Origin of the sequence: Neobacillus sp. 19 (assembly GCF_049463095.1) — a bacterium.
GTDB lineage: Bacteria > Bacillota > Bacilli > Bacillales > Cytobacillaceae > Neobacillus.
Window position 1 is genome coordinate 35981 of the sequence record NZ_JBMPZU010000062.1, and the last position, 21957, is coordinate 57937.

The 21957-nt window shown below is 42.8% G+C and carries 12 protein-coding genes, 16 tRNA genes and 3 rRNA genes; 25 read left to right on the forward strand and 6 right to left on the reverse strand.

What is annotated here, in order from left to right:
- The first annotated feature begins 739 nt into the window (after positions 1-739).
- From ACO1D1_RS20485 to ACO1D1_RS20575, 19 genes are all read left to right on the forward strand, one after another.
- Positions 740-2289: ribosomal RNA gene (locus tag ACO1D1_RS20485) — 16S ribosomal RNA — on the forward strand.
- Between the two features lie 199 nt (positions 2290-2488).
- Positions 2489-5424 (forward strand): 23S ribosomal RNA (locus ACO1D1_RS20490).
- Positions 5425-5505: 81 nt separating this feature from the next.
- Positions 5506-5622, forward strand: a 5S ribosomal RNA gene (gene rrf, locus ACO1D1_RS20495).
- The 16S, 23S and 5S rRNA genes sit together here with 16 tRNA genes alongside, the layout of an rRNA operon.
- A 43-nt stretch (positions 5623-5665) precedes the next feature.
- Positions 5666-5740: transfer RNA gene (locus ACO1D1_RS20500), tRNA-Glu, on the forward strand.
- A 3-nt stretch (positions 5741-5743) separates the two neighbouring features.
- A tRNA-Val gene (locus ACO1D1_RS20505) sits at positions 5744-5819 on the forward strand.
- Between the two features lie 315 nt (positions 5820-6134).
- A tRNA-Thr gene (locus ACO1D1_RS20510) sits at positions 6135-6210 on the forward strand.
- A gap of 9 nt (positions 6211-6219) precedes the next feature.
- A tRNA-Arg gene (locus ACO1D1_RS20515) sits at positions 6220-6293 on the forward strand.
- Between the two features lie 19 nt (positions 6294-6312).
- Positions 6313-6389, forward strand: a tRNA-Met gene (locus ACO1D1_RS20520).
- A gap of 26 nt (positions 6390-6415) precedes the next feature.
- Positions 6416-6508 (forward strand) — tRNA-Ser (locus ACO1D1_RS20525).
- 29 nt (positions 6509-6537) lie between these two features.
- Positions 6538-6611: transfer RNA gene (locus tag ACO1D1_RS20530), tRNA-Met, on the forward strand.
- A gap of 3 nt (positions 6612-6614) precedes the next feature.
- Positions 6615-6691 (forward strand) — tRNA-Asp (locus tag ACO1D1_RS20535).
- A 43-nt stretch (positions 6692-6734) separates the two neighbouring features.
- A tRNA-Phe gene (locus tag ACO1D1_RS20540) sits at positions 6735-6807 on the forward strand.
- A gap of 11 nt (positions 6808-6818) precedes the next feature.
- A tRNA-Tyr gene (locus tag ACO1D1_RS20545) sits at positions 6819-6903 on the forward strand.
- Positions 6904-6908: 5 nt separating this feature from the next.
- Positions 6909-6984, forward strand: a tRNA-His gene (locus tag ACO1D1_RS20550).
- A 13-nt stretch (positions 6985-6997) separates the two neighbouring features.
- Positions 6998-7071: transfer RNA gene (locus ACO1D1_RS20555), tRNA-Cys, on the forward strand.
- A gap of 12 nt (positions 7072-7083) precedes the next feature.
- Positions 7084-7157 (forward strand) — tRNA-Gly (locus ACO1D1_RS20560).
- Positions 7158-7162: 5 nt separating this feature from the next.
- Positions 7163-7236: transfer RNA gene (locus ACO1D1_RS20565), tRNA-Ile, on the forward strand.
- Positions 7237-7258: 22 nt separating this feature from the next.
- Positions 7259-7333: transfer RNA gene (locus ACO1D1_RS20570), tRNA-Asn, on the forward strand.
- A 105-nt stretch (positions 7334-7438) separates the two neighbouring features.
- Positions 7439-7512 (forward strand) — tRNA-Arg (locus ACO1D1_RS20575).
- Positions 7513-7689: 177 nt separating this feature from the next.
- On the opposite strand, the gene ACO1D1_RS20580 is transcribed toward ACO1D1_RS20575, so the two are convergent.
- Complete coding sequence (locus tag ACO1D1_RS20580) at positions 7690-7938, reverse strand: hypothetical protein (RefSeq protein ID WP_423336911.1); 249 nt, start codon at positions 7936-7938, stop codon at positions 7690-7692.
- Between the two features lie 183 nt (positions 7939-8121).
- On the opposite strand from ACO1D1_RS20580, the gene ACO1D1_RS20585 reads away from it, so the two are divergent.
- Positions 8122-9966 carry a hypothetical protein gene (locus ACO1D1_RS20585; protein WP_423336912.1) on the forward strand — a complete coding sequence of 615 codons (1845 nt, stop codon included), beginning with the start codon at positions 8122-8124 and terminating at the stop codon, positions 9964-9966.
- 1032 nt (positions 9967-10998) lie between these two features.
- Here the strand turns inward: ACO1D1_RS20585 and ACO1D1_RS20590 are convergent.
- The 4 genes from ACO1D1_RS20590 to ACO1D1_RS20605 all read right to left on the reverse strand — a co-directional run bounded on the left by ACO1D1_RS20590 (position 10999) and on the right by ACO1D1_RS20605 (position 15535).
- Positions 10999-12180: a NupC/NupG family nucleoside CNT transporter gene (locus ACO1D1_RS20590; protein ID WP_423336913.1), complete on the reverse strand. Its 1182-nt coding sequence runs from the start codon at positions 12178-12180 to the stop codon at positions 10999-11001.
- A gap of 185 nt (positions 12181-12365) precedes the next feature.
- Complete coding sequence (locus tag ACO1D1_RS20595) at positions 12366-13283, reverse strand: pseudouridine-5'-phosphate glycosidase (protein ID WP_423336914.1); 918 nt, start codon at positions 13281-13283, stop codon at positions 12366-12368.
- A complete protein-coding gene (locus ACO1D1_RS20600; RefSeq protein WP_423336928.1) occupies positions 13284-14378 on the reverse strand; it encodes a PfkB family carbohydrate kinase in 1095 nt (364 codons plus the stop codon).
- 227 nt (positions 14379-14605) lie between these two features.
- Positions 14606-15535, reverse strand: coding sequence for an EamA family transporter (locus ACO1D1_RS20605; protein ID WP_423336915.1), 930 nt, complete (start codon positions 15533-15535; stop codon positions 14606-14608).
- A 331-nt stretch (positions 15536-15866) separates the two neighbouring features.
- Between ACO1D1_RS20605 and ACO1D1_RS20610 the strand changes: the two genes are divergently transcribed.
- A complete protein-coding gene (locus ACO1D1_RS20610) occupies positions 15867-16646 on the forward strand; it encodes an SDR family NAD(P)-dependent oxidoreductase (protein ID WP_423336916.1) in 780 nt (259 codons plus the stop codon).
- 118 nt (positions 16647-16764) lie between these two features.
- Here ACO1D1_RS20610 and ACO1D1_RS20615 read toward each other — a convergent pair whose 3' ends face one another.
- Complete coding sequence (locus ACO1D1_RS20615; RefSeq protein ID WP_423336929.1) at positions 16765-17370, reverse strand: dienelactone hydrolase family protein; 606 nt, start codon at positions 17368-17370, stop codon at positions 16765-16767.
- Positions 17371-17619: 249 nt separating this feature from the next.
- Here ACO1D1_RS20615 and ACO1D1_RS20620 point away from each other — a divergent pair, with 249 nt between their 5' ends.
- The 4 genes from ACO1D1_RS20620 (at position 17620) to ACO1D1_RS20635 (ending at position 21948) form a co-directional block, all read left to right on the forward strand.
- Entirely contained in the window at positions 17620-18648 is a 1029-nt protein-coding gene (locus ACO1D1_RS20620; protein WP_423336917.1) for a LacI family DNA-binding transcriptional regulator, read from the forward strand.
- A gap of 217 nt (positions 18649-18865) precedes the next feature.
- Entirely contained in the window at positions 18866-20137 is a 1272-nt protein-coding gene (locus tag ACO1D1_RS20625; RefSeq protein ID WP_423336918.1) for an ABC transporter substrate-binding protein, read from the forward strand.
- Positions 20138-20200: 63 nt separating this feature from the next.
- A complete protein-coding gene (locus tag ACO1D1_RS20630) occupies positions 20201-21118 on the forward strand; it encodes a carbohydrate ABC transporter permease (RefSeq protein WP_223820826.1) in 918 nt (305 codons plus the stop codon).
- Complete coding sequence (locus ACO1D1_RS20635; RefSeq protein ID WP_423336919.1) at positions 21118-21948, forward strand: carbohydrate ABC transporter permease; 831 nt, start codon at positions 21118-21120, stop codon at positions 21946-21948. The genes ACO1D1_RS20630 and ACO1D1_RS20635 overlap by 1 nt, the downstream gene beginning before the upstream one ends.
- Positions 21949-21957: the final 9 nt, after the last annotated feature.

The window sequence follows — 21957 nt, forward strand, 5'->3', positions numbered from 1 at the left end:
ATGGATTCTAATGGGCGATTTCAGCTTTCAAACAGCTCGAAATGTCCTAAGAGATCACTTTTAATAGACCATTCCCACCTTATGTTCTTATTAAGCTTTATGAGGGGAAAACATCTTCTATTCTATGTAATCGTTCCTAACCGAATCGAAACCAAGAGAGAAAGTGTAGAAAGAACAGCGATCATAGCCACAACCCCAATCCAGCCAAAATGACTATAAAATGTACCGCTTGCTGTTCCTCCGATACTTCCACCAAAATAATAGCAAAATAAAAATAATGAGGCTGCTTGAGCCTAAACTTTATTTTTAGGCAACATCTGTTTATAGATCAATGAGGTGAGCCACCCTTAAATTCAAAGCGGAAAACGATTTACAGCTGATTGCTGTAGTATTGGAAAAATTTCTGTTGCAAGTGAACACGAACGGTGTTAAACTGATAAAGTTGCTCTTTAAATGAGTGGATAAGCAAAAATTAGAAAAAAGTTTTTCTTGTTTTTGTGTGCGCGACATGATAATATATAAGAGTTGCTTTTGAAAACGCGATAGTCAATCTGAATTAAATGAAATTGATGGTTGATAGAATTTAAGAAATATGTTAATATAATTTTCGAGCCGCTTTTTACGAGTGACTTTGTTCTTTGAAAACTAAACAAACAAAAACGTCAACAAACAATAAATTATTAGTTTCTTCTATAGAAACTAAGCCAACGTTTTAAATTATGAGCTAATCAACTCAACTTTTTTGGAGAGTTTGATCCTGGCTCAGGACGAACGCTGGCGGCGTGCCTAATACATGCAAGTCGAGCGAATCAATGGGAGCTTGCTCCCGTTGGTTAGCGGCGGACGGGTGAGTAACACGTGGGCAACCTGCCTGTAAGACTGGGATAACTTCGGGAAACCGGAGCTAATACCGGATAATTCTTTTCCTCTCATGAGGAAAAGCTGAAAGTCGGTTTCGGCTGACACTTACAGATGGGCCCGCGGCGCATTAGCTAGTTGGTGAGGTAACGGCTCACCAAGGCGACGATGCGTAGCCGACCTGAGAGGGTGATCGGCCACACTGGGACTGAGACACGGCCCAGACTCCTACGGGAGGCAGCAGTAGGGAATCTTCCACAATGGACGAAAGTCTGATGGAGCAACGCCGCGTGAGCGATGAAGGCCTTCGGGTCGTAAAGCTCTGTTGTTAGGGAAGAACAAGTATCGGAGTAACTGCCGGTACCTTGACGGTACCTAACCAGAAAGCCACGGCTAACTACGTGCCAGCAGCCGCGGTAATACGTAGGTGGCAAGCGTTGTCCGGAATTATTGGGCGTAAAGCGCGCGCAGGCGGTCCTTTAAGTCTGATGTGAAAGCCCACGGCTCAACCGTGGAGGGTCATTGGAAACTGGGGGACTTGAGTGCAGAAGAGGAAAGCGGAATTCCACGTGTAGCGGTGAAATGCGTAGAGATGTGGAGGAACACCAGTGGCGAAGGCGGCTTTCTGGTCTGTAACTGACGCTGAGGCGCGAAAGCGTGGGGAGCAAACAGGATTAGATACCCTGGTAGTCCACGCCGTAAACGATGAGTGCTAAGTGTTAGGGGGTTTCCGCCCCTTAGTGCTGCAGCTAACGCATTAAGCACTCCGCCTGGGGAGTACGGCCGCAAGGCTGAAACTCAAAGGAATTGACGGGGGCCCGCACAAGCGGTGGAGCATGTGGTTTAATTCGAAGCAACGCGAAGAACCTTACCAGGTCTTGACATCCTCTGACACTCCTAGAGATAGGACGTTCCCCTTCGGGGGACAGAGTGACAGGTGGTGCATGGTTGTCGTCAGCTCGTGTCGTGAGATGTTGGGTTAAGTCCCGCAACGAGCGCAACCCTTGATCTTAGTTGCCAGCATTCAGTTGGGCACTCTAAGGTGACTGCCGGTGACAAACCGGAGGAAGGTGGGGATGACGTCAAATCATCATGCCCCTTATGACCTGGGCTACACACGTGCTACAATGGATGGTACAAAGGGCTGCGAGACCGCAAGGTTTAGCCAATCCCATAAAACCATTCTCAGTTCGGATTGCAGGCTGCAACTCGCCTGCATGAAGCCGGAATCGCTAGTAATCGCGGATCAGCATGCCGCGGTGAATACGTTCCCGGGCCTTGTACACACCGCCCGTCACACCACGAGAGTTTGTAACACCCGAAGTCGGTGGGGTAACCGTAAGGAGCCAGCCGCCTAAGGTGGGACAGATGATTGGGGTGAAGTCGTAACAAGGTAGCCGTATCGGAAGGTGCGGCTGGATCACCTCCTTTCTAAGGATAATGCAGTCCTCTCGGACTGATAATAAGGTTGACGTTTCTTGTTTGTTTAGTTTTGAGGGAGCAATTCTCTCAAAGCTTTTTTTAATCGTTCCTTGAAAACTAGATAATCGTAAGAAGAAGCAAAGTAAACATCGAGTAATCGCCATTTTAGTTTTTCTCTCTTATTGAATAAGAGTTATAAACCTTTTTAGGTTAAGTTAGAAAGGGCGCACGGTGAATGCCTTGGCACTAGGAGCCGATGAAGGACGGGACTAACACCGATATGCTTCGGGGAGCTGTAAGTAAGCTTTGATCCGGAGATTTCCGAATGGGGAAACCCACTGTTCGTAATGGAACAGTATCTTTACCTGAATACATAGGGTATAGAAGGCATACCCGGGGAACTGAAACATCTAAGTACCCGGAGGAAGAGAAAGCAAACGCGATTCCCTGAGTAGCGGCGAGCGAAACGGGACATAGCCCAAACCAAGAGGCTTGCCTCTTGGGGTTGTAGGACACTCAACATGGAGTTACAAAGGAACGGGGTAAATGAAGCGACCTGGAAAGGTCAGCCGTAGAAGGTAAAAGCCCTGTAGTTGAAACTTCGTTCCCTCCTGAGTGGATCCTGAGTACGGCCGGACACGTGAAATCCGGTCGGAAGCAGGGAGGACCATCTCCCAAGGCTAAATACTCCCTAGTGACCGATAGTGAACCAGTACCGTGAGGGAAAGGTGAAAAGCACCCCGGAAGGGGAGTGAAATAGTTCCTGAAACCGTGTGCCTACAAGTAGTCAGAGCCCGTTTATGGGTGATGGCGTGCCTTTTGTAGAATGAACCGGCGAGTTACGATCCCATGCAAGGTTAAGTTGAAGAGACGGAGCCGCAGCGAAAGCGAGTCTGAATAGGGCGTTTGAGTATGTGGTCGTAGACCCGAAACCAGGTGATCTACCCATGTCCAGGGTGAAGTCCAGGTAACACTGGATGGAGGCCCGAACCCACGCACGTTGAAAAGTGCGGGGATGAGGTGTGGGTAGCGGAGAAATTCCAATCGAACTTGGAGATAGCTGGTTCTCTCCGAAATAGCTTTAGGGCTAGCCTCACGTTGTTAGAGTCTTGGAGGTAGAGCACTGTTTGGACTAGGGGCCCTCATCGGGTTACCGAATTCAGACAAACTCCGAATGCCAAAGACTTATCCGTGGGAGTCAGACTGCGAGTGATAAGATCCGTAGTCGAAAGGGAAACAGCCCAGACCACCAGCTAAGGTCCCAAAGTATACGTTAAGTGGAAAAGGATGTGGAGTTGCTTAGACAACCAGGATGTTGGCTTAGAAGCAGCCACCATTTAAAGAGTGCGTAATAGCTCACTGGTCGAGTGACTCTGCGCCGAAAATGTACCGGGGCTAAACGTATCACCGAAGCTGTGGATTGACACCGTTGGTGTCAGTGGTAGGAGAGCGTTCTAAGGGCGTTGAAGCTAGACCGTAAGGACTGGTGGAGCGCTTAGAAGTGAGAATGCCGGTATGAGTAGCGAAAGATGAGTGAGAATCTCATCCACCGTATGCCTAAGGTTTCCTGAGGAAGGCTCGTCCGCTCAGGGTTAGTCGGGACCTAAGCCGAGGCCGAAAGGCGTAGGCGATGGACAACAGGTTGATATTCCTGTACCACCTATGAATCGTTTGAGTGATGGGGGGACGCAGGAGGATAGGGTAAGCGCGCTGTTGGATATGCGCGTCTAAGCAGTTAGGCTGGTGAACAGGAAAATCCGTTCACCGTAAAGGCTGAGCTGTGACAGCGAGGGAAATTTAGTACCGAAGTTCCTGATTCCACACTGCCAAGAAAAGCCTCTAGCGAGATTCAAGGTGCCCGTACCGCAAACCGACACAGGTAGGCGAGGAGAGAATCCTAAGGTGAGCGAGAGAACTCTCGTTAAGGAACTCGGCAAAATGACCCCGTAACTTCGGGAGAAGGGGTGCTCTTTAGGGTTCATAGCCCTGAAGAGCCGCAGTGAATAGGCCCAGGCGACTGTTTAGCAAAAACACAGGTCTCTGCGAAGCCGCAAGGCGAAGTATAGGGGCTGACGCCTGCCCGGTGCTGGAAGGTTAAGAGGAGGGGTTAGCGCAAGCGAAGCTCTGAATCGAAGCCCCAGTAAACGGCGGCCGTAACTATAACGGTCCTAAGGTAGCGAAATTCCTTGTCGGGTAAGTTCCGACCCGCACGAAAGGCGTAACGATCTGGGCACTGTCTCAACGAGAGACTCGGTGAAATTATAGTACCTGTGAAGATGCAGGTTACCCGCGACAGGACGGAAAGACCCCGTGGAGCTTTACTGTAGCCTGATATTGAATTTTGGTACAGCTTGTACAGGATAGGTAGGAGCCTGAGAAGCCGGAGCGCTAGCTTCGGTGGAGGCGTCGGTGGGATACTACCCTGGCTGTATTGAAATTCTAACCCGCACCCCTCATCGGGGTGGGAGACAGTGTCAGGTGGGCAGTTTGACTGGGGCGGTCGCCTCCTAAAGAGTAACGGAGGCGCCCAAAGGTTCCCTCAGAATGGTTGGAAATCATTCGTAGAGTGTAAAGGCACAAGGGAGCTTGACTGCGAGACCTACAAGTCGAGCAGGGACGAAAGTCGGGCTTAGTGATCCGGTGGTTCCGCATGGAAGGGCCATCGCTCAACGGATAAAAGCTACCCCGGGGATAACAGGCTTATCTCCCCCAAGAGTCCACATCGACGGGGAGGTTTGGCACCTCGATGTCGGCTCATCGCATCCTGGGGCTGTAGTCGGTCCCAAGGGTTGGGCTGTTCGCCCATTAAAGCGGTACGCGAGCTGGGTTCAGAACGTCGTGAGACAGTTCGGTCCCTATCCGTCGTGGGCGCAGGAAATTTGAGAGGAGCTGTCCTTAGTACGAGAGGACCGGGATGGACGCACCGCTGGTGTACCAGTTGTCTTGCCAAAGGCATCGCTGGGTAGCTATGTGCGGACGGGATAAGTGCTGAAAGCATCTAAGCATGAAGCCCCCCTCAAGATGAGATTTCCCATAGCGTCAAGCTAGTAAGATCCCTGAAAGATGATCAGGTTGATAGGTCAGAGGTGGAAGCGTGGCGACATGTGGAGCTGACTGATACTAATCGATCGAGGACTTAACCATTTTTAATTGGTTGAACTCATTTTTACAAAAAACTTCTTCTGCATTATCTAGTTTTGAGGGAATGAAACCTCAAATAAATAGTCTGGTAACAATGGCGAGAAGGTCACACCCGTTCCCATACCGAACACGGAAGTTAAGCTTCTCAGCGCCGATGGTAGTTGGGGCATGCGCCCCTGTGAGAGTAGGACGTTGCCAGGCTAAGCCCCTAATTGGGGCTATTATTTTGCCTTATTTTATAGTTGGCCCCTTGGTCAAGCGGTTAAGACACCGCCCTTTCACGGCGGTAACACGGGTTCGAATCCCGTAGGGGTCACCATATGGAGGATTAGCTCAGCTGGGAGAGCATCTGCCTTACAAGCAGAGGGTCGGCGGTTCGATCCCGTCATCCTCCACCATAAATAATTATGCCGGTTTAGCTCAATTGGTAGAGCACGACCGAAAATGCTTCTTTGAAAAATCTTCAGCGTACCGACTGAGCTGCTGCTTGAAAAAGCTTTCTGAAGTCGGGACGACGATTACAAAACAAGCGTGTACACATTAATATTTATTCAAAATTATGCCGGTTTAGCTCAATTGGTAGAGCACGACCGAATATGCTTCCTTGAAAAATCTTCAGCGTACCGACGGAGCTGCTGCTTGAATAAGCTTTCTGAAGTCGGGACGACGATAACAAAGCAAGCGTGTACACACCAATGTTTTATCAAAATTATGCCGGTTTAGCTCAATTGGTAGAGCAACTGACTTGTAATCAGTAGGTTGGGGGTTCAAGTCCTCTAGCCGGCACCATAAAAAAATGCGCCCGTAGCTCAATTGGATAGAGCGTCTGACTACGGATCAGAAGGTTATGGGTTCGACTCCTTTCGGGCGCGTTATTATTTTTTTAAAAACGGCGGTGTAGCTCAGCTGGCTAGAGCGTACGGTTCATACCCGTAAGGTCGGGGGTTCGATCCCCTCCGCCGCTACCAAATGATTTTGTGATTTTATATAAAATGGAGGAATACCCAAGTCCGGCTGAAGGGATCGGTCTTGAAAACCGACAGGCGGGTTAAACCGCGCGGGGGTTCGAATCCCTCTTCCTCCGCCATTAAATCACAAAACTTTATTAATTATTATCGCGGGGTGGAGCAGTCTGGTAGCTCGTCGGGCTCATAACCCGAAGGTCGCAGGTTCAAATCCTGTCCCCGCAATATGGTCCGGTAGTTCAGTTGGTTAGAATGCCTGCCTGTCACGCAGGAGGTCGCGGGTTCGAGTCCCGTCCGGACCGCCATTTTTATTCCAGTAGGTATCTACTGTTGAAATATAATTTTTTTGGCTCAGTAGCTCAGTCGGTAGAGCAAAGGACTGAAAATCCTTGTGTCGGCGGTTCGATTCCGTCCTGAGCCATCTTTTTATTTGGAGGGGTAGCGAAGTGGCTAAACGCGGCGGACTGTAAATCCGCTCCCTCAGGGTTCGGCGGTTCGAATCCGTCCCCCTCCACCATCATGGCGGTTGTGGCGAAGTGGTTAACGCATCGGATTGTGGTTCCGACATTCGTGGGTTCGATTCCCATCAGCCGCCCCATTAGTAATAATGAGGCAGCATAGCCAAGTGGTAAGGCAGAGGTCTGCAAAACCTTTATCCCCGGTTCAAATCCGGGTGCTGCCTCCAAATCTTTTCTATGCGGGTGTAGTTTAGTGGTAAAACCTCAGCCTTCCAAGCTGATGTTGTGAGTTCGATTCTCATCACCCGCTCCACCTTTGGGCCTATAGCTCAGCTGGTTAGAGCGCACGCCTGATAAGCGTGAGGTCGATGGTTCAAGTCCATTTAGGCCCATCATCCTAAATATTCTAATTGTTCCGCAGTAGCTCAGTGGTAGAGCAATCGGCTGTTAACCGATCGGTCGTAGGTTCGAATCCTACCTGCGGAGCCATTTTATTTTAGGGAGAAGTACTAAATAGGTTGAAGAGGCACCCCTGCTAAGGGTGTAGGTCGGGTAACCGGCGCGAGGGTCAAATTCTGCCGCCATTCATATAATGCGCCTTTAGCTCAGCTGGATAGAGCATACGCCTTCTAAGCGTACGGTCAGAGGTTCGAATCCTCTAAGGCGCGTATTTTTTACTTTAAGTAACTTAATAGTATCAAAGGTTTAACGACATTAGGGAAAACTAAAGGTATTCTAACTTTAATGAAATTCCTTGATAAAGTCGTTAAGCAAATCAACTTCCAAAACATTATGTTTGGAGGTTTTTTATTTGCAAAAAAAGACTGGGATATTTGATGTTTCCATTAAAGCGGAGTAACGGTGAAAAGCGCTGATTGAAACAGGTTATCCGCTGATAGAACGGTGAAAAGCGCTGATTGAAACAGGTTATCCGCCGATAGAACGGTGAAAAGCGCTGATTGAATCGGGTTATCCGCCGATAGAACGGTGAAAAGCGCTGATTGAAACAGGTTATCCGCTGATAGAACGGTGAAAAGCGCTGATTGAAACAGGTTATCCGCTGATAGAACGGTGAAAAGCGCTGATTGAAACAAGTTATCCGCTAATAGAACGGTGATAAGCACCGGTGGATCCTGTATCTCATTCGAGAGTTACTAGAGCTTTTTCACCATTGAACTCCCCAAATCAGATTAGGGATAGAAATAGATTATTCCTAATGACAGATTGTTCCATATGTATATATAATGAAGGTATCTGAAATTTTTAGGGGGATAAAAGTGGAGAGAAGTCGTGTTTCTGGTTGGCTGTTTAGGAGTTTATTTGTTGTATTGTTTGTTTTACTAGGTTCATATGTTGCTAGTAACCATGCACTTGCTGCGGGAGTGGTGGTGAAGGATTTACAAGTTAGTCCAAAGGAGGCCAAAGTGGGCGATTCCATTAACATCAGCTTAGATGTAGGGATCGATTCGGAGGAGGTTGCTTCTACTGTCTCCCTCACGATACGAGCGGATGATCATGGACAGACCTATGAAAGGGCAGCCTATTTGAAGTATGATGAGGCAACGAAAAAGTATGTTACTCGCTTAAAAGTAGAGGACTTTCATGCAAAAGGGAATTGGAAAGTTAGCGATATAACCGTTCATCTTAATGGGTCCAATTATTCTTTTAAAAATGCTGAATTGTTCCCGGGTGATGCCGCGGCAATCGATTTACGAGCAGGAAATTTTTATGTCGATCCGGCTGGATATCAGCCACAATTAGGATCTGTGAGCATTGATAAGAATCAGGTTTCGTTTGGTACAACATTAAACATTTCGGCAACAGGGTTAAATCATTTAGGAACATATGACTCTACCAAAATTGAAGCCGTTTATCGCACCCCACAGAATGAGTTACGGACGTTTCGATTAAGCGATTCCTCTAATCCACAAGTGGCTTCGATTATGATTGATCATTCGTTTGCGACGGGAACGTGGAAGCTGGATCATATTCTGGTAACGGATCGATACAATGCAAACTATCAATTTTTTTATAATAGCTTCTATTATAAAGAAGGAAATACGAGAGATTTTAGTAACCTGGATTTCACGGTAAAAGCAGCCGCGGGCTGGGTAGATATTAACGGTGAGCGTTACTATTATAATGAAGCGGGAAAACCTGTAACCGGTTGGTTTACTATCAATCAGAAGCGTTATTATTTTGATGAGTCCGGTGTGATGGAGACTGGGTGGATTTTGGTCGATGATCATGAATACTACCTGAATGAAAAGGGCGAAATGGTGGTTGGCTGGAAATATATCGAGGATGGCTGGTATTATTTTTTACCGAATGGTGTGCTCGTGTATGACTGGCAGTATATTAATCACAAATGGTATTTTTTCGATGAATATGGCACGATGATCACTGGGTTTGCGATGATTAATGAAGATATCTACTATTTTAATCATGATGGAGCAATGCAATCGGGCTGGCAGCTCATTGAAGGGGATTGGTATTATTTCAAATCGGGCGGGCAGCTCGTCACAGGCTGGGTTTACTGGAACAAGAATTGGTATTACTTAGACACTGAAGAAGGATATATGGTAACGGGTTCTCATTACATTGGCGGTCAGTTATATATTTTTGATAAAAATGGTGTCATGGCTTCCGGTGGCTGGAAGTACATTAGCGGTAAATGGTATTTCCTCCATTCGAGCGGTGCAGCAGCCATCGATTGGAAACAGGTCGGCGGCAAGTGGTATTACTTTGATCGAAATACGGGAGTGATGGCCACAGGCTGGAAATCTCTTTCCATAAATCAAACACTTTATTTAGCGCCACCCAGTGCGAAAAGTTGGTACTATTTTAACAGCAGCGGCGCCATGACGACAGGATGGGTGTATTTAGGCGGGAAGTGGTACTATCTCAACCATTGGGGCGGCATGGCAACAGGTATCCAATACATAGGCGGTACCAAGTATTATTTCAAACCAAGCGGTGAAATGGCCTCGAAGGAATGGATTAATTTAGGGCCAAACAATAAATATTGGTACTACTATTTAGCTTCAGGCAAACAAGCCGTGGGCTGGCATGTGATTAATGGAAAACGGTATTACTTTGATAAGAATGGGGTCATGCAGTAGCTGCGGTGCCCGGCACGCCTTGAGGTTTATTGAACATTGGGGGGGGTGCCAGCTCACCTAAGGTTTAAAGCGGTGCAGCACAAAGGTGACACAGAGAGCATAGTCTCTCTGTGTTTTTTTAATATAGAAGTAGGGCCTGTCTGCTTCAATGGTTGAGTGGGTATTAAGTCTAAACTTCGTTGAAGGAGTTGTCTACGTAGGTGTCACACGAATATTTTAGTCAAGATTCTAATGTAGGAGTGATCTACGTAGGGGTTACCTGGATTTTTAAGCCCAAAAATCGAAGTAGAACCAATCTACTTAGATGTTTGCCTATAATTGCAGCCCGAATCTAGAAGTAGAACCAATCTACTTAGATGTTCGCCTGAAATTGCAGCCCGAACCTAGAAGTAGAACCAATCTACTTAGATGTTCGCCTGAAATTGCAGTCCGAACCTAGAAGTAGAACCAATCTACTTAGATGTTCGCCTGAAATTGCAGCCCGAACCTAGAAGTAGAACCAATCTACTTAGATGTTCGCCTGAAATTGCAGTCCGAATCTAGAAGTAGAACCAATCTACTTAGATGTTCGCCTGAAATTGCAGTCCGAACCTAGAAGTAGAACCAATCTACTTAGATGTTCGCCTGAAATTGCAGCCCGAACCTAGAAGTAGAACCAATCTACTTAGATGTTCGCCTGAAATTGCAGTCCGAATCTAGAAGTAGAACCAATCTACTTTGATGTTCGCCTGAAATCGCAGCCCGAATCTAGAAGTAGAACCAATCTACTTAGATGTTCGCCTGAAATTGCAGCCCGAATCTAGAAGTAGAACCAATCTACTTAGATGTTCGCCTGAAATTGCAGCCCGAACCTAGAAGTAGAACCATTCTGCGTAGTTGTTCTTCTGATTTTGAGCTGCCGCATTGAAGTAGCCTTTCTACAGCGTTACATGTTCCTCTAAAATCTCAACAACCGTTCCAATTCCCCCCAAAAAAAACAAAAAACCGCCCCCCGGCGGCACTAGCAAAAAAGTGGTTTCTTCTATTAAACTATTAAATGACTAGGCCCATGATGGTACCTGAAATGACGGACGCTAGTGTTGCGCCTAATAATAGTTTTAATGCATACTTTGATACGATACCGCCTTGTTTGTCACTGATGGATTTGATGGAACCTGACACAATTCCCACCGTTCCAAAGTTGGCAAAGCTAACTAAATAAACAGAGACAATGGCAATGGTTTTACTCGAAAGATGGCTGGAGATTTCACCAAAATTCAACATGGCGACAAATTCATTCGTCACTAGTTTTGTTGCCATAATGCCGCCTGCTTGCACGGCTTCACTCCAAGGAACACCCATTATGAAAGCAATTGGTGCAAAAACATAACCAATAACCGTTTGGAAAGAAACGTCAAAAATGCCCATGAAAATCACATTGATCAATGCCATTAAGGAGATAAATCCCAATAACATCGCCGCAACCGTTATGACAATCTTGAATCCATCCATGATGCTGTCTCCAATCATTTGGAAGAAAGGGACTCTTTCATGTTCTTCAATTTGAACTAAATCTTCATTTTCGTCTAAATCGTATGGATTAATGATATTCGCAATGATTAAGGCGCTAAAAATATTCAACACAACCGCTGTGACCACATATTTTGGCTCTAACATCGTCATGTACGCCCCGACCATCGCCATACTGACGGCACTCATTGCCGACGTGCAAATGGTGTAAAGTCTTTTTGGGGATAAAAGCGGGATCTGTTTGATTATCGTTAAGAACACTTCTGGTTGTCCAAGTGCAGCTGTCGATACAGCGAAATAGCTTTCTAGTTTCCCCATTCCGGTGATTTTACTTAACACTAAACCTAAGTATTTAACTAGGAATGGCAGTACTTTTATATAATTAAGGATTCCAATTAACACGGACATGAACACAAGCGGCAATAACGCTACAAAGAAGAACGTAGTCGCGCCCTTATTCACCATTCCGCCAAAGACAAATTGAATTCCCTCATCGGCAATTTTCATTAAGTTTTCAAAAAATACGCCCACTTTGGTAATCGCGATTAGACCGATACTCGTATTCATCATGAAGTACACTAAAACGATTTGCACTGCCAGCATAATGAAAATGCGTTTATATTTTATTTTTTTCCGATCATTACTGAATAAAAAAGCAATAACACCGGCAAACAAAATTCCCGTGATTAAGAAAAGAATATTCATGTGATGCCACTCCTTCTTGATGTTGGCGCTTTCAATTTTTTGTAAAAAAGACAACTTCTATAAAGTGTCAAAATTTGAACTTTATAGAAGTTGAGATCAAGGTTCTATTTTGAATTCGAGAATTGTCCAGCTGCAGCGCCAAGCGGCTAGTAGACTTCGCTAAACGGGCGCTTCCGCTTTTCTTGTTATTTCGTTAAGTTGTTAAAGCTAACCGCGATTTGTGTTCCGACTTTTGCGTTGTGTTTGACTAATTCGATATTGGCATCAAGGCTTTTTCCGTCTGTTAATTCTTTAATTTTTCCGAGTAAGAATGGTGTGCTGTCTTTCCCGTGAATATGGTTTTCTTCTGCTTCTTTGATGGCTTGATCGATAATGCCGTTGATGTAGTCTTCATCCATCGCAAATTCTTCAGGAATTGGGTTGGCGATGACCGCTCCGCCTTTTAGGGTTAATTCCCATTTTGTTTTTAATGTTTCCGCAATTTCATCAACGGAATCAGTAGAGATGTTTAATTTATGTTCACTTTTTCTTGTGTAGAATGCTGGCAGAACTTCTGTTTCATAACCGATGACTGGAACGCCTTTTGTTTCAAGGTATTCTAGTGTAAGGCCTAAATCCAGGATGGATTTCGCGCCGGCACAAATAACGGCAACGTCTGTTTGTGCTAATTCTTCAAGGTCAGCTGAAATATCCATTGTCGTTTCGGCACCTTTATGAACGCCGCCAATACCGCCTGTTACGAAGATTTTGATGTCTGCTAAGTCAGCACAGATCATTGTAGATGCAACCGTTGTTGCGCCTAGTTTTTTTGATGCAACGATGGAAGCAAGGTCACGTCTTGATACTTTTGCCACACCTGAACTTTTACCGAATAGCTCTAATTCGTCGTCTGTTAAACCGATTTTAATTTTTCCGTCAATGATCGCGATGGTCGCAGGAACCGCTCCGTTATCACGCACGATTTGTTCTACTTCACGAGCCATTTTTACGTTTTGCGGATATGGCATACCATGTGAAATAATTGTAGATTCTAAGGCAACGATCGCTTTACCTTCCGCTTTTGCTTGTTGTACCTCTGCAGATAATTCAATATAGTTTTTCATTTAAAATTCCTCCATATCTAATTCGAATTGTTTTTGGGATAATTCTTGTCTCACTGTATGCTTGGACATAATCGTTTTATGGGAATTGACTAAACCGGATTTAATAATGTAATCAAATTCTTTCTTTTGTAACCAGGAATAAATCACGCCTGAACAAAATGAATCGCCGGCACCTGTTACATCGGCAACCACTGGTGTATGAATCGCCGGGTAATGACGAATCTCGCCATTTTCAACTCCTGCCATGACGCCTTTAATTCCATTTGTGACAATAACATTTTTCACGCCTAATGATAACCACTGCTTAACGGAATCTTCCCAATCGTTGTCATCATTGATTTTCGTATTCAAAAATGTTTCGGTTTCATCTTTATTGACAATGAGCCAGGTCACAGCGCTTAACGATTTTGGCAGCCTGTTCATTTTTGGAGATGAGACTGGGATGATGATTAATGGAATGTGATATTTTGATGTGAAAGAACAAAGAAAATCAATCGTTTCCCGTGGACAATTCAAATCCACGATGATACATTTCGCTTTTCTAAGAAAGTTACTGTTTTTGATCAACAGCTCAGGTGTAATATGCTCATACACATCCATGTCTGCTAAGGCAACGGATAAATCTCCGTTCTGGTCTAAAACGGCTGTATAAGAACCAGTCGACGAATGCTCAAATTGTGCGACATGTTCTAAATTCATAAAAGGTGACGATAACTCGTAAATCTCTTTCCATTCGGAATCTTTCCCGCTTGCTGAAATGAGGGATACTTCCTCACCTAATCTTCCTAAGTTTTCCGCAATATTCCTTGCTACTCCGCCAACTGTAGTAGAGGATTTCACTGGATTGGACGTTTCACTCATAATGTCATGTTTGGCATAGAATTTTCGATCTACATTGGCTCCCCCGATGCAAATAATAGGTGTCGTTTCGTTTAACACAAATGCCTTACCTAATACTTGCTCTTTCTTGATGAGCCCGGAAAGAGTCGCAGCAATGGATGAACCCGATATTCCCAGCATTTCTGCTAACTCCTGTTGAGAAATAAATGGATGTTCTTTAATCATCCCTAGAATTACTTCCTCATTTTCAGTCATATCAACAGTCATGTTCACACCTCACTTTTTAAACAAATGTTTTTGGATTAAACATAAGTTTAGTATACGCTTCCACGTTTCATTGTCAATAGTGTTTTTTTGAAAAATTGTAACCAGGATGAGATAGGATTACGGTCACTTTTTGCCCATAATGGAGATGAGCGCAGTGTTCACCTGCGCTCATCGACTATTTTTATTAAAAATATAGGTTCATCTTTTTGTTAAATTTACCAGTCATGTGATGTGACTTGTTGTTGTAACATGTTCTCTTTACGGACCAAACTGTTTTTATTTAACAGGATAGGTAAACTCATACCAAGAATAATGATCCCAATTCCTGCTATTTGCAGCGAAGTCACCGTTTCGCTTAGTAAGATGACAGATACCATCACGGCGATAGGTAATTCAAACGCGCTCAAAATGGATGTCATCCCTAAACCAACTTTCGGAACAGCAATCGAAAATAAGAACACCGGAATGATCAGGCCAAATAACCCCAGCGCCAGACCATACACCCAAAGGCCATCGTTAAACAACGTTCCATTCCAGATGATTTCCGGAGATTGAAAGACGGCCGACATCATAAAAGCAAAGAAAGCAACAATGACTAACCGGTTAGTGGTTTTCATATTAGATGTTGCCTTGCCATTTACAAATAAAAATAGGGAATAACTAAGAGCAGCAGCTAGTCCCCATAACCACCCTTGAAAAGGGATTTTAGATAAATCAACATTAACCAAACCAGCTGCTGGAATTGTTCCCGCTACCAAAATGATTAAAGAGAGACATTCCATTTTGCTTGGAAGCTGGCGTTTGGTGATACAAGAAATCACGATGCCAATCCACGTAAATTGAAACAGGAGGACAACGGCCAAAGATGCAGGTAAATAGTTCAAACAAAGACCATATAAAATATTGGTTAGCCCTGTTAAAACACCTGCTACAATGTAAAGTTTAACTCCTTTAAAGGTTAACTTTGTGCGGTTTGTGAGCAAGAAAATGACGACAGCGATACAAAAACCGACAAAAAATTGACTAGTTACTGCTTCCGAGGCGGTAAAGCCACTGCCTATTGCCAGTTTGATGATGGTGGAAACGACCCCATAGCTACTAGCAGCTAAAATGACCAACAAGGGGTACAGATAAATCTTCAGCATGTGCGATTCCTCCTGCTATTGAAAAAAATATTACGATTTTTCATAATTTTTTAGTTGGAAAAATCATAATCTCCAATATAAAACACCAATCGACATAATTGCAAACAATTTTTTTTAGTTCGGAGTGAGTCACTAGGGAAAGAAGTGATGAGGGCTTTTTTAAAAAAATGGTAACTTACGACACCATTCTTTGGACTTAAGACCTATTTTTGGATACCGAACAGGCATATAAAAGAGAAGAAACAACATGGAAATGGGAATAACAGATATAATAATGAAAACAGCACAGGTTATGAAATGAGTGTTATTTTTTTCAGAAAGGAAGTTGACTATGGAATTAGGGTTACAAGGAAAAGTCGCATTAATCACCGGTGCAAGTAAAGGAATTGGCTTAGAAACGGCTCTTTATTTAGTAAAAGAAGGTGCCGGGGTAACCATTTGTGCAAGGAATCAAGATCGATTGGAAGAGGCAGCCGCGTATATTCTCGAACAATCAGGGAAAGAGGTATTCGTTGTAGAAGCGGATGTGACAAACGAGGAGGATTGCCAGAGGGTAGTTGCTGCTACAGTTGAAAAATATGGACGTCTGGATATTTTAGTGAATAATGCTGGTACTTCTCAAGCCCATCCATTTGATAAAGTCAGTCCGGAGCTATGGCAGCAGGATCTTGATTTAAAGCTATTCGGTGCCATTCATTGTTCTCGTTATGCCGTGCCACATATGCGACAAGTTGGCGGAGGCGCGATCATTAATGTGACAGCGGGCATTGGAAAGACACCTCCAGCATCATCCTTACCTACTTCAGTCAGCAGAGCAGCGGGCATGGCGTTAACAAAAGCGATGAGTAAAGATTTAGGCCCAGACAATATTCGCGTGAATACCGTATGCATTGGTTTGATTCGAAGTGAACAGATTGAAAAACGATGGAAAAATCAGAACCCAGAACTGTCATGGGAGGAGTTTTCACATAAAGAACGGCAAATTCCACTAGGACGGATTGGAAACACAGATGAAGCAGCGAAAGTGATTACCTTCCTTGTTTCAGATGCTGCTTCTTATGTTTCGGGTACATCCGTTAATATTGACGGCGGTATGTTGGGAACTTTATAACCATGGGGACGGTTCAGCCGGGATTTTTTCGACAAGGACATGCGGTTGAAAAGGCCATGAAAGAACCGTCTTACCATTTAGATTTTTGGATGATCTCCATATCTCCAGCGGAATATATTTAGTATTGAGAACCTGTATTTTGGAAAAAATCAACCGTTTTATTAAACGCTTCTTTTGCTGAAGTCGCATTGTATCTTTGGGAGTATGGGTCACTAAATCCATGTTGCCCCTTACATTTATGTATTTCGATATTCTTTTCTTCCAAATACGTAATTAACTCATCCACATTAAATGAGGGCTCTTTTTCTGGAAAGAATAGCATTACAGGACATAAAGGACATATCTCTACGTAATTTCTAATTCGTGAACCATAATATCCAACCATTCCATCAAGCCCTTTTTCCTCACTGCATAACCAGGCAATCGTTGCCCCAACACTAAATCCAACTATATATATTTTTTTATAGTTGTCCCTAATTTCTCCTACTATCCTTTTAATTTTATCTGAGGCATTCAAAAAACCTACGTTCTCTATAAAGTTTTGATAAGCAACTTCTTCTTGAACATACTCAAATGGTTCTTCTTGATTTAATAAGTTAGGACATATGACATCCACATTCTTTTCTGATAATAACTTGCAAATATGCTTCATATGGTGGTTAATTCCATAGATTTCATGAACTACAATAACTGCAGTGTCTGAATGATTATGTATATTTATCATTTTACAGCTCCAAAAGTCCTTTTGATTTATATCTAAATCCATTCTTTTATTGAAAAAAGGAACATATATTCCTATCTTATACTGGGTTCTTAAAAAAGGAAAGTTTCGTTCATGTTCATTATAGCAATTTTCATTTGGAATTAGATCAAGGAGAGGCAATGGGGAAGGTTCTAGATAGTAGATAAAGGCAACAATACAAGGTACAATATAAAAGTAAAACGGTTATATAGTTAAAAAAGGGGAGTATGTATGGTTACAAGAAAAGATGTGGCTCTAAAGGCAGGAGTCTCACCATCAACAGTATCGCGCGTCATCAATAATAACGGGTATGTTGCCCTGGAGGCAAGAAAACGAATAGAAGCTGCTATTGCCGAACTGAACTACATACCGAATCGGGCCGCACAAAATTTACGGACGAAGTCCTATAAACAAATTGCTTGTATCTCACCTTCTATTAGCAACTCCTTCTTTTCAGAAATGTTTATGGGGATTGAGGATATGGCAATCGAATGCGGCTATTCATTATCTTTATATAATATTACGAAGAAAAAACATCATTATTTAAAGCAGGTTTTAGAAGGCCCTTATGATGGTTTGATTCTGCTGGCATCACAGGAATTAATCATGATTAAAGATTTTCTCGAAAATATCAAAAAAATGCCACTGTCCATCTATTGGGATCGAATTGATAAAATAAACATTCCTCGTAAAGCAGAAATACCCCATGTATATGTGGATTTAAAGAAAGTCATGAGGCAATCTGTAGACTATTTGATCGCAAATGGACATAAGGAAATTCTCTTTTTAGGCCATTATTATAATAAAGAGAAAAACAGTAATCCAAGATTCATGGGCTATGAAATGGCAATGAAGGAACATCACTTACCCATTAAGGATTATTATCGAATCTTCATTGAAATGTATGAAGATAAATTGACGACGGGGTATGAAGCAATCAAGATGTTATTGGATAAAGGGCAATCTTTTACTGCTGTCGCTGCGTCTAATGATTTGTTAGCAGCCGGGGCCATAAGGGCAATTATTGAAAGCGGGAAAAAGGTTCCTGACGATATTTCCGTCATTGGCGTGGATAATATTGAGTTAGCGAAAATCGTGACACCCACGTTAACTACGATGAATATTCCCAAAAGGGAAATTGGCAGAATGCTCGTTCAGCAGCTGATGGATCAAATTCAGAACGAACATACGATTGAAGAAAGTATTGAAGTTGAGGTGTTGTTGAAGGAAAGAGAATCAGTAAAAAATTTAATCCATTAATTTTTTGTTGACAACGGTTACAAATTATTTTATTTTTAAAACATAGCAGAAAGAAATATCTAATTGAATAAATCAATGAAAGATGCGTTCAAAGGGTATTTTATTAAATAATGTGGTTACGTGGCCATATTATTTTTCTGCAATGTGGTTACGTGGCCATATTTTTTTCTGCAGAGTGGTCACGTGACCATAAATTTGATATAAGGGAGCGAAAAAAATGAAAAGGTTCTCCGTATTATTGTCATTATTATTGGTTCTATCTGTTTTCTTGACAGCCTGTGGCAGTGGAAAAGATGAAAAGGCTAGTTCTACTGAAGGAAAAGCTACCATTACGGTGGCATCTTGGAATGCCGCTGCGGATGCTTTAACAGAACAAATTGAGGGATTTAACAAAAAGTATCCAGATATAAAAGTGGAAGTCCTGCATACGGATACTGGATATTCCAAAGTTACCCCGGCTTTAGCTGCAGGAACAGGCGCTCCGGATATTATTCAAACACAAGCAAGGGATTTTCCGGCATTTCTTCAGAAGTTTCCGGATCAATTTGTGGATATAACAGACAAAACGAAAAAATATAAGGATGCGTTTTTAGAGTCTTCTTGGAAAAGCGTAACACAAGATAATAAAGTTTACGCTATGCCATGGGATGTTGGTCCAACGGCTTTATATTATCGAATCGATTTATTTGAAAAAGCAGGCATTGATGTTGAATCGATCAAAACATGGGACGATTATATTGAAGCGGGTAAGAAATTAAAAGAAACCTTTCCTGAAACAGCGATGACTCTCTATACCGATGATTTTAATCTTTATGAAATCTTCTTAAATCAATTGGGCGGTTCTTATGTAAAAGATGGAAAAATTAATGTGATTTCACCGGAATCAGAAAAAGCACTTTTACTACAAAAGAAAATGAAGGATGAGGGTATTGCCATTAATGTTCACGATGGCAATGGACGAATTCCAGCATTAACAAACGATAAGGCTGCCAGTGTTATTTTACCTGTATGGTATGCAGGTACGTTAAGCCATTCTGTTGAACAACAAGCTGGTAAATGGGGCATCGTTCCGATTCCGGCTTTTGAAGAGGGTGGAAATACGCAAGCCAATTTAGGCGGCTCCATCTTAGCCGTGTCAAAGCAGTCTAAAAATGCGGATGCAGCATTTAAGTTTATTGAATATGTGTTAACGACAGATGAAGGTCAAAAGATCATGCTGAAATACGGACTTTTCCCTTCCTATACTCCTTTCTATGAAAGTGAAGCATTTAATACAACAGATGAGTATTTTGGAATGGAATTATATCCTTTCTTTGCGAAACAAACGACAACCATTAAAGATATGGAATATGGTCCAATTATGTTAGACGCAACGAAACCGCTTAAAGATATGATTGATGGTGTGCTAGCAGGAAATGATGTCAAGAAAATGATGGGAACAGCTGCAGAATCTATTTCGAAATCTACGAAGCTTAAAGTAAATCATTAGAATAACTAATAAGGTAGGTGTTTGATTGTTGAACACCTACTCTTATTTATAGGAGGTGCCAAAATGAGAGAAACAGCTGTAGAACAAATGACAAAGCCTTCTGTTGCCAGAAAGAAAAAATGGAATCACAAAAAATTAACTCCCTACCTATTTCTATCGCCGTTTTTCATCGTGTTTGCCATATTCATGGTCTATCCCATTTTTGAGTCATTGTATTTATCCTTCACTTCTGCTCAAGGAAACCGTGCAGAATGGGTTGGGTTTGAAAACTTTAAAAACATCTTGACGGACGGATTATTTTGGAAATCCTTATCCAATGTCTTTATCATTTTAATTGTTCAAGTACCGATCATGCTCATTATAGGGACATTATTAGCTGTCCTATTAAACTCAAAATTTATTAAGGGAAAGGCCATCTTTCGATTATGTATCTTTTTGCCGGTATTAATTGATTTAGTCACCTATTCCATTGTCTTTACCCTTATTTTTAATGAGCAATACGGAATGATGAATTACGTTTTAAGTCTCATTCATATTGATCCCATCCATTGGTTTAGTGACCCGTTCTGGTCGAAAGTGTTAATTATACTAGCGGTGACATGGAGATGGACCGGTTATAATACGATTATTTTGCTGGCAGGAATCACGACAATTGATGACTCGTTGTACGAATCTGCAGAAGTGGATGGAGCCAACAAATTCACCCAATTCTTTAAGATTACCATTCCTATGTTAAAACCAATCCTGCTGTTTTGTGGAATTCTTTCTACCATTGGAACGATTCAATTATTTACAGAGCCTTCCCTTTTAACAGCGGGCGGACCAAACAATGCAACCAATACACCTATTATGTATCTTTATCAATTTGGATTTCAAAGCTTCCAATTTGGGTATGCATCAGCCGCAGCGTATATCATTACCATTATCGTTGGGATCATTAGTTTCTTCCAAATCAAGCTTTCAAAAGGAGGAGAGATGTAATGAAAGGATCATCCTTCTTAACTAAATCAGCAGGATATCTATTTTTAATTCTGGTCAGTGTCGCCTCTGTGTATCCGTTTTATTGGATGTTTGTAGGTTCAACTCTATCAGATAGCGACATTTTTCAAAGTCCTCCCAAGCTAGTACCGAGCGGGGAGTTTATGAATAACTTAACAGGACTGGCAGCTTCTGCACCTATTTGGCAGGCATTGGGGAATAGTTTACTTATCTCCGTCATTTTTACGATTGCGACTCTTTATTTGTGTGCGATTGCAGGATATGCCTTTGCGAAGTATGAGTTTAAAGGGAAAAATATCCTGTTCGTTATCGTATTAATTACGATGATGCTGCCACACCAGGTGACATTAATTCCTTTGTTCAAAATGATCATCGGGTTTGGCTGGCAAGATCAGCCGCAGGCGGTCATTTTACCAGCGCTCGCGAATGCCTTTGGGGTCTTCTTTATGAGGCAAAATATGATGAGTATTCCGACTGAAATGATAGAAGCAGCGAGAATTGATGGGGCTGGTGAAATGTCCATTTTTCATAAAATTATTTTGCCTACATCCTTACCGCCATTGGCTGCTTTAGGTATTCTGAGCTTCATCCAACAATGGGGCAATTATTTGTGGCCGCTTATTATTTTACAGGATCGTGAAAGTACTACGTTACCTGTCCTATTATCCCAATTAGTTGCTCCAGGCCAGGTCGTTTATTATGGCCAAGTATTAGCGGGAACGGTTGTCAGCATTGTGCCGGTATTAATCTTATTCCTGTTACTGCAAAAGTATTTTATCAGCGGCATATATGGCGGATCTGTTAAAGGGTAATATCGAAAG

Bases quoted from the DNA above. Each gene is read 5' to 3' on its own strand.
- ACO1D1_RS20590 (WP_423336913.1), bottom strand. From the start codon at position 12,180: ATGAATATTCTTTTCTTAATCACGGGAATTTTGTTTGCCGGTGTTATT.
- ACO1D1_RS20595 (WP_423336914.1), bottom strand. From the start codon at position 13,283: ATGAAAAACTATATTGAATTATCTGCAGAGGTACAACAAGCAAAAGCG.
- ACO1D1_RS20600 (WP_423336928.1), bottom strand. From the start codon at position 14,378: ATGACTGAAAATGAGGAAGTAATTCTAGGGATGATTAAAGAACATCCA.
- ACO1D1_RS20605 (WP_423336915.1), bottom strand. From the start codon at position 15,535: ATGCTGAAGATTTATCTGTACCCCTTGTTGGTCATTTTAGCTGCTAGT.
- ACO1D1_RS20610 (WP_423336916.1), top strand. From the start codon at position 15,867: ATGGAATTAGGGTTACAAGGAAAAGTCGCATTAATCACCGGTGCAAGT.
- ACO1D1_RS20615 (WP_423336929.1), bottom strand. From the start codon at position 17,370: ATGATAAATATACATAATCATTCAGACACTGCAGTTATTGTAGTTCAT.
- ACO1D1_RS20620 (WP_423336917.1), top strand. From the start codon at position 17,620: ATGGTTACAAGAAAAGATGTGGCTCTAAAGGCAGGAGTCTCACCATCA.
- ACO1D1_RS20625 (WP_423336918.1), top strand. From the start codon at position 18,866: ATGAAAAGGTTCTCCGTATTATTGTCATTATTATTGGTTCTATCTGTT.
- ACO1D1_RS20630 (WP_223820826.1), top strand. From the start codon at position 20,201: ATGAGAGAAACAGCTGTAGAACAAATGACAAAGCCTTCTGTTGCCAGA.
- ACO1D1_RS20635 (WP_423336919.1), top strand. From the start codon at position 21,118: ATGAAAGGATCATCCTTCTTAACTAAATCAGCAGGATATCTATTTTTA.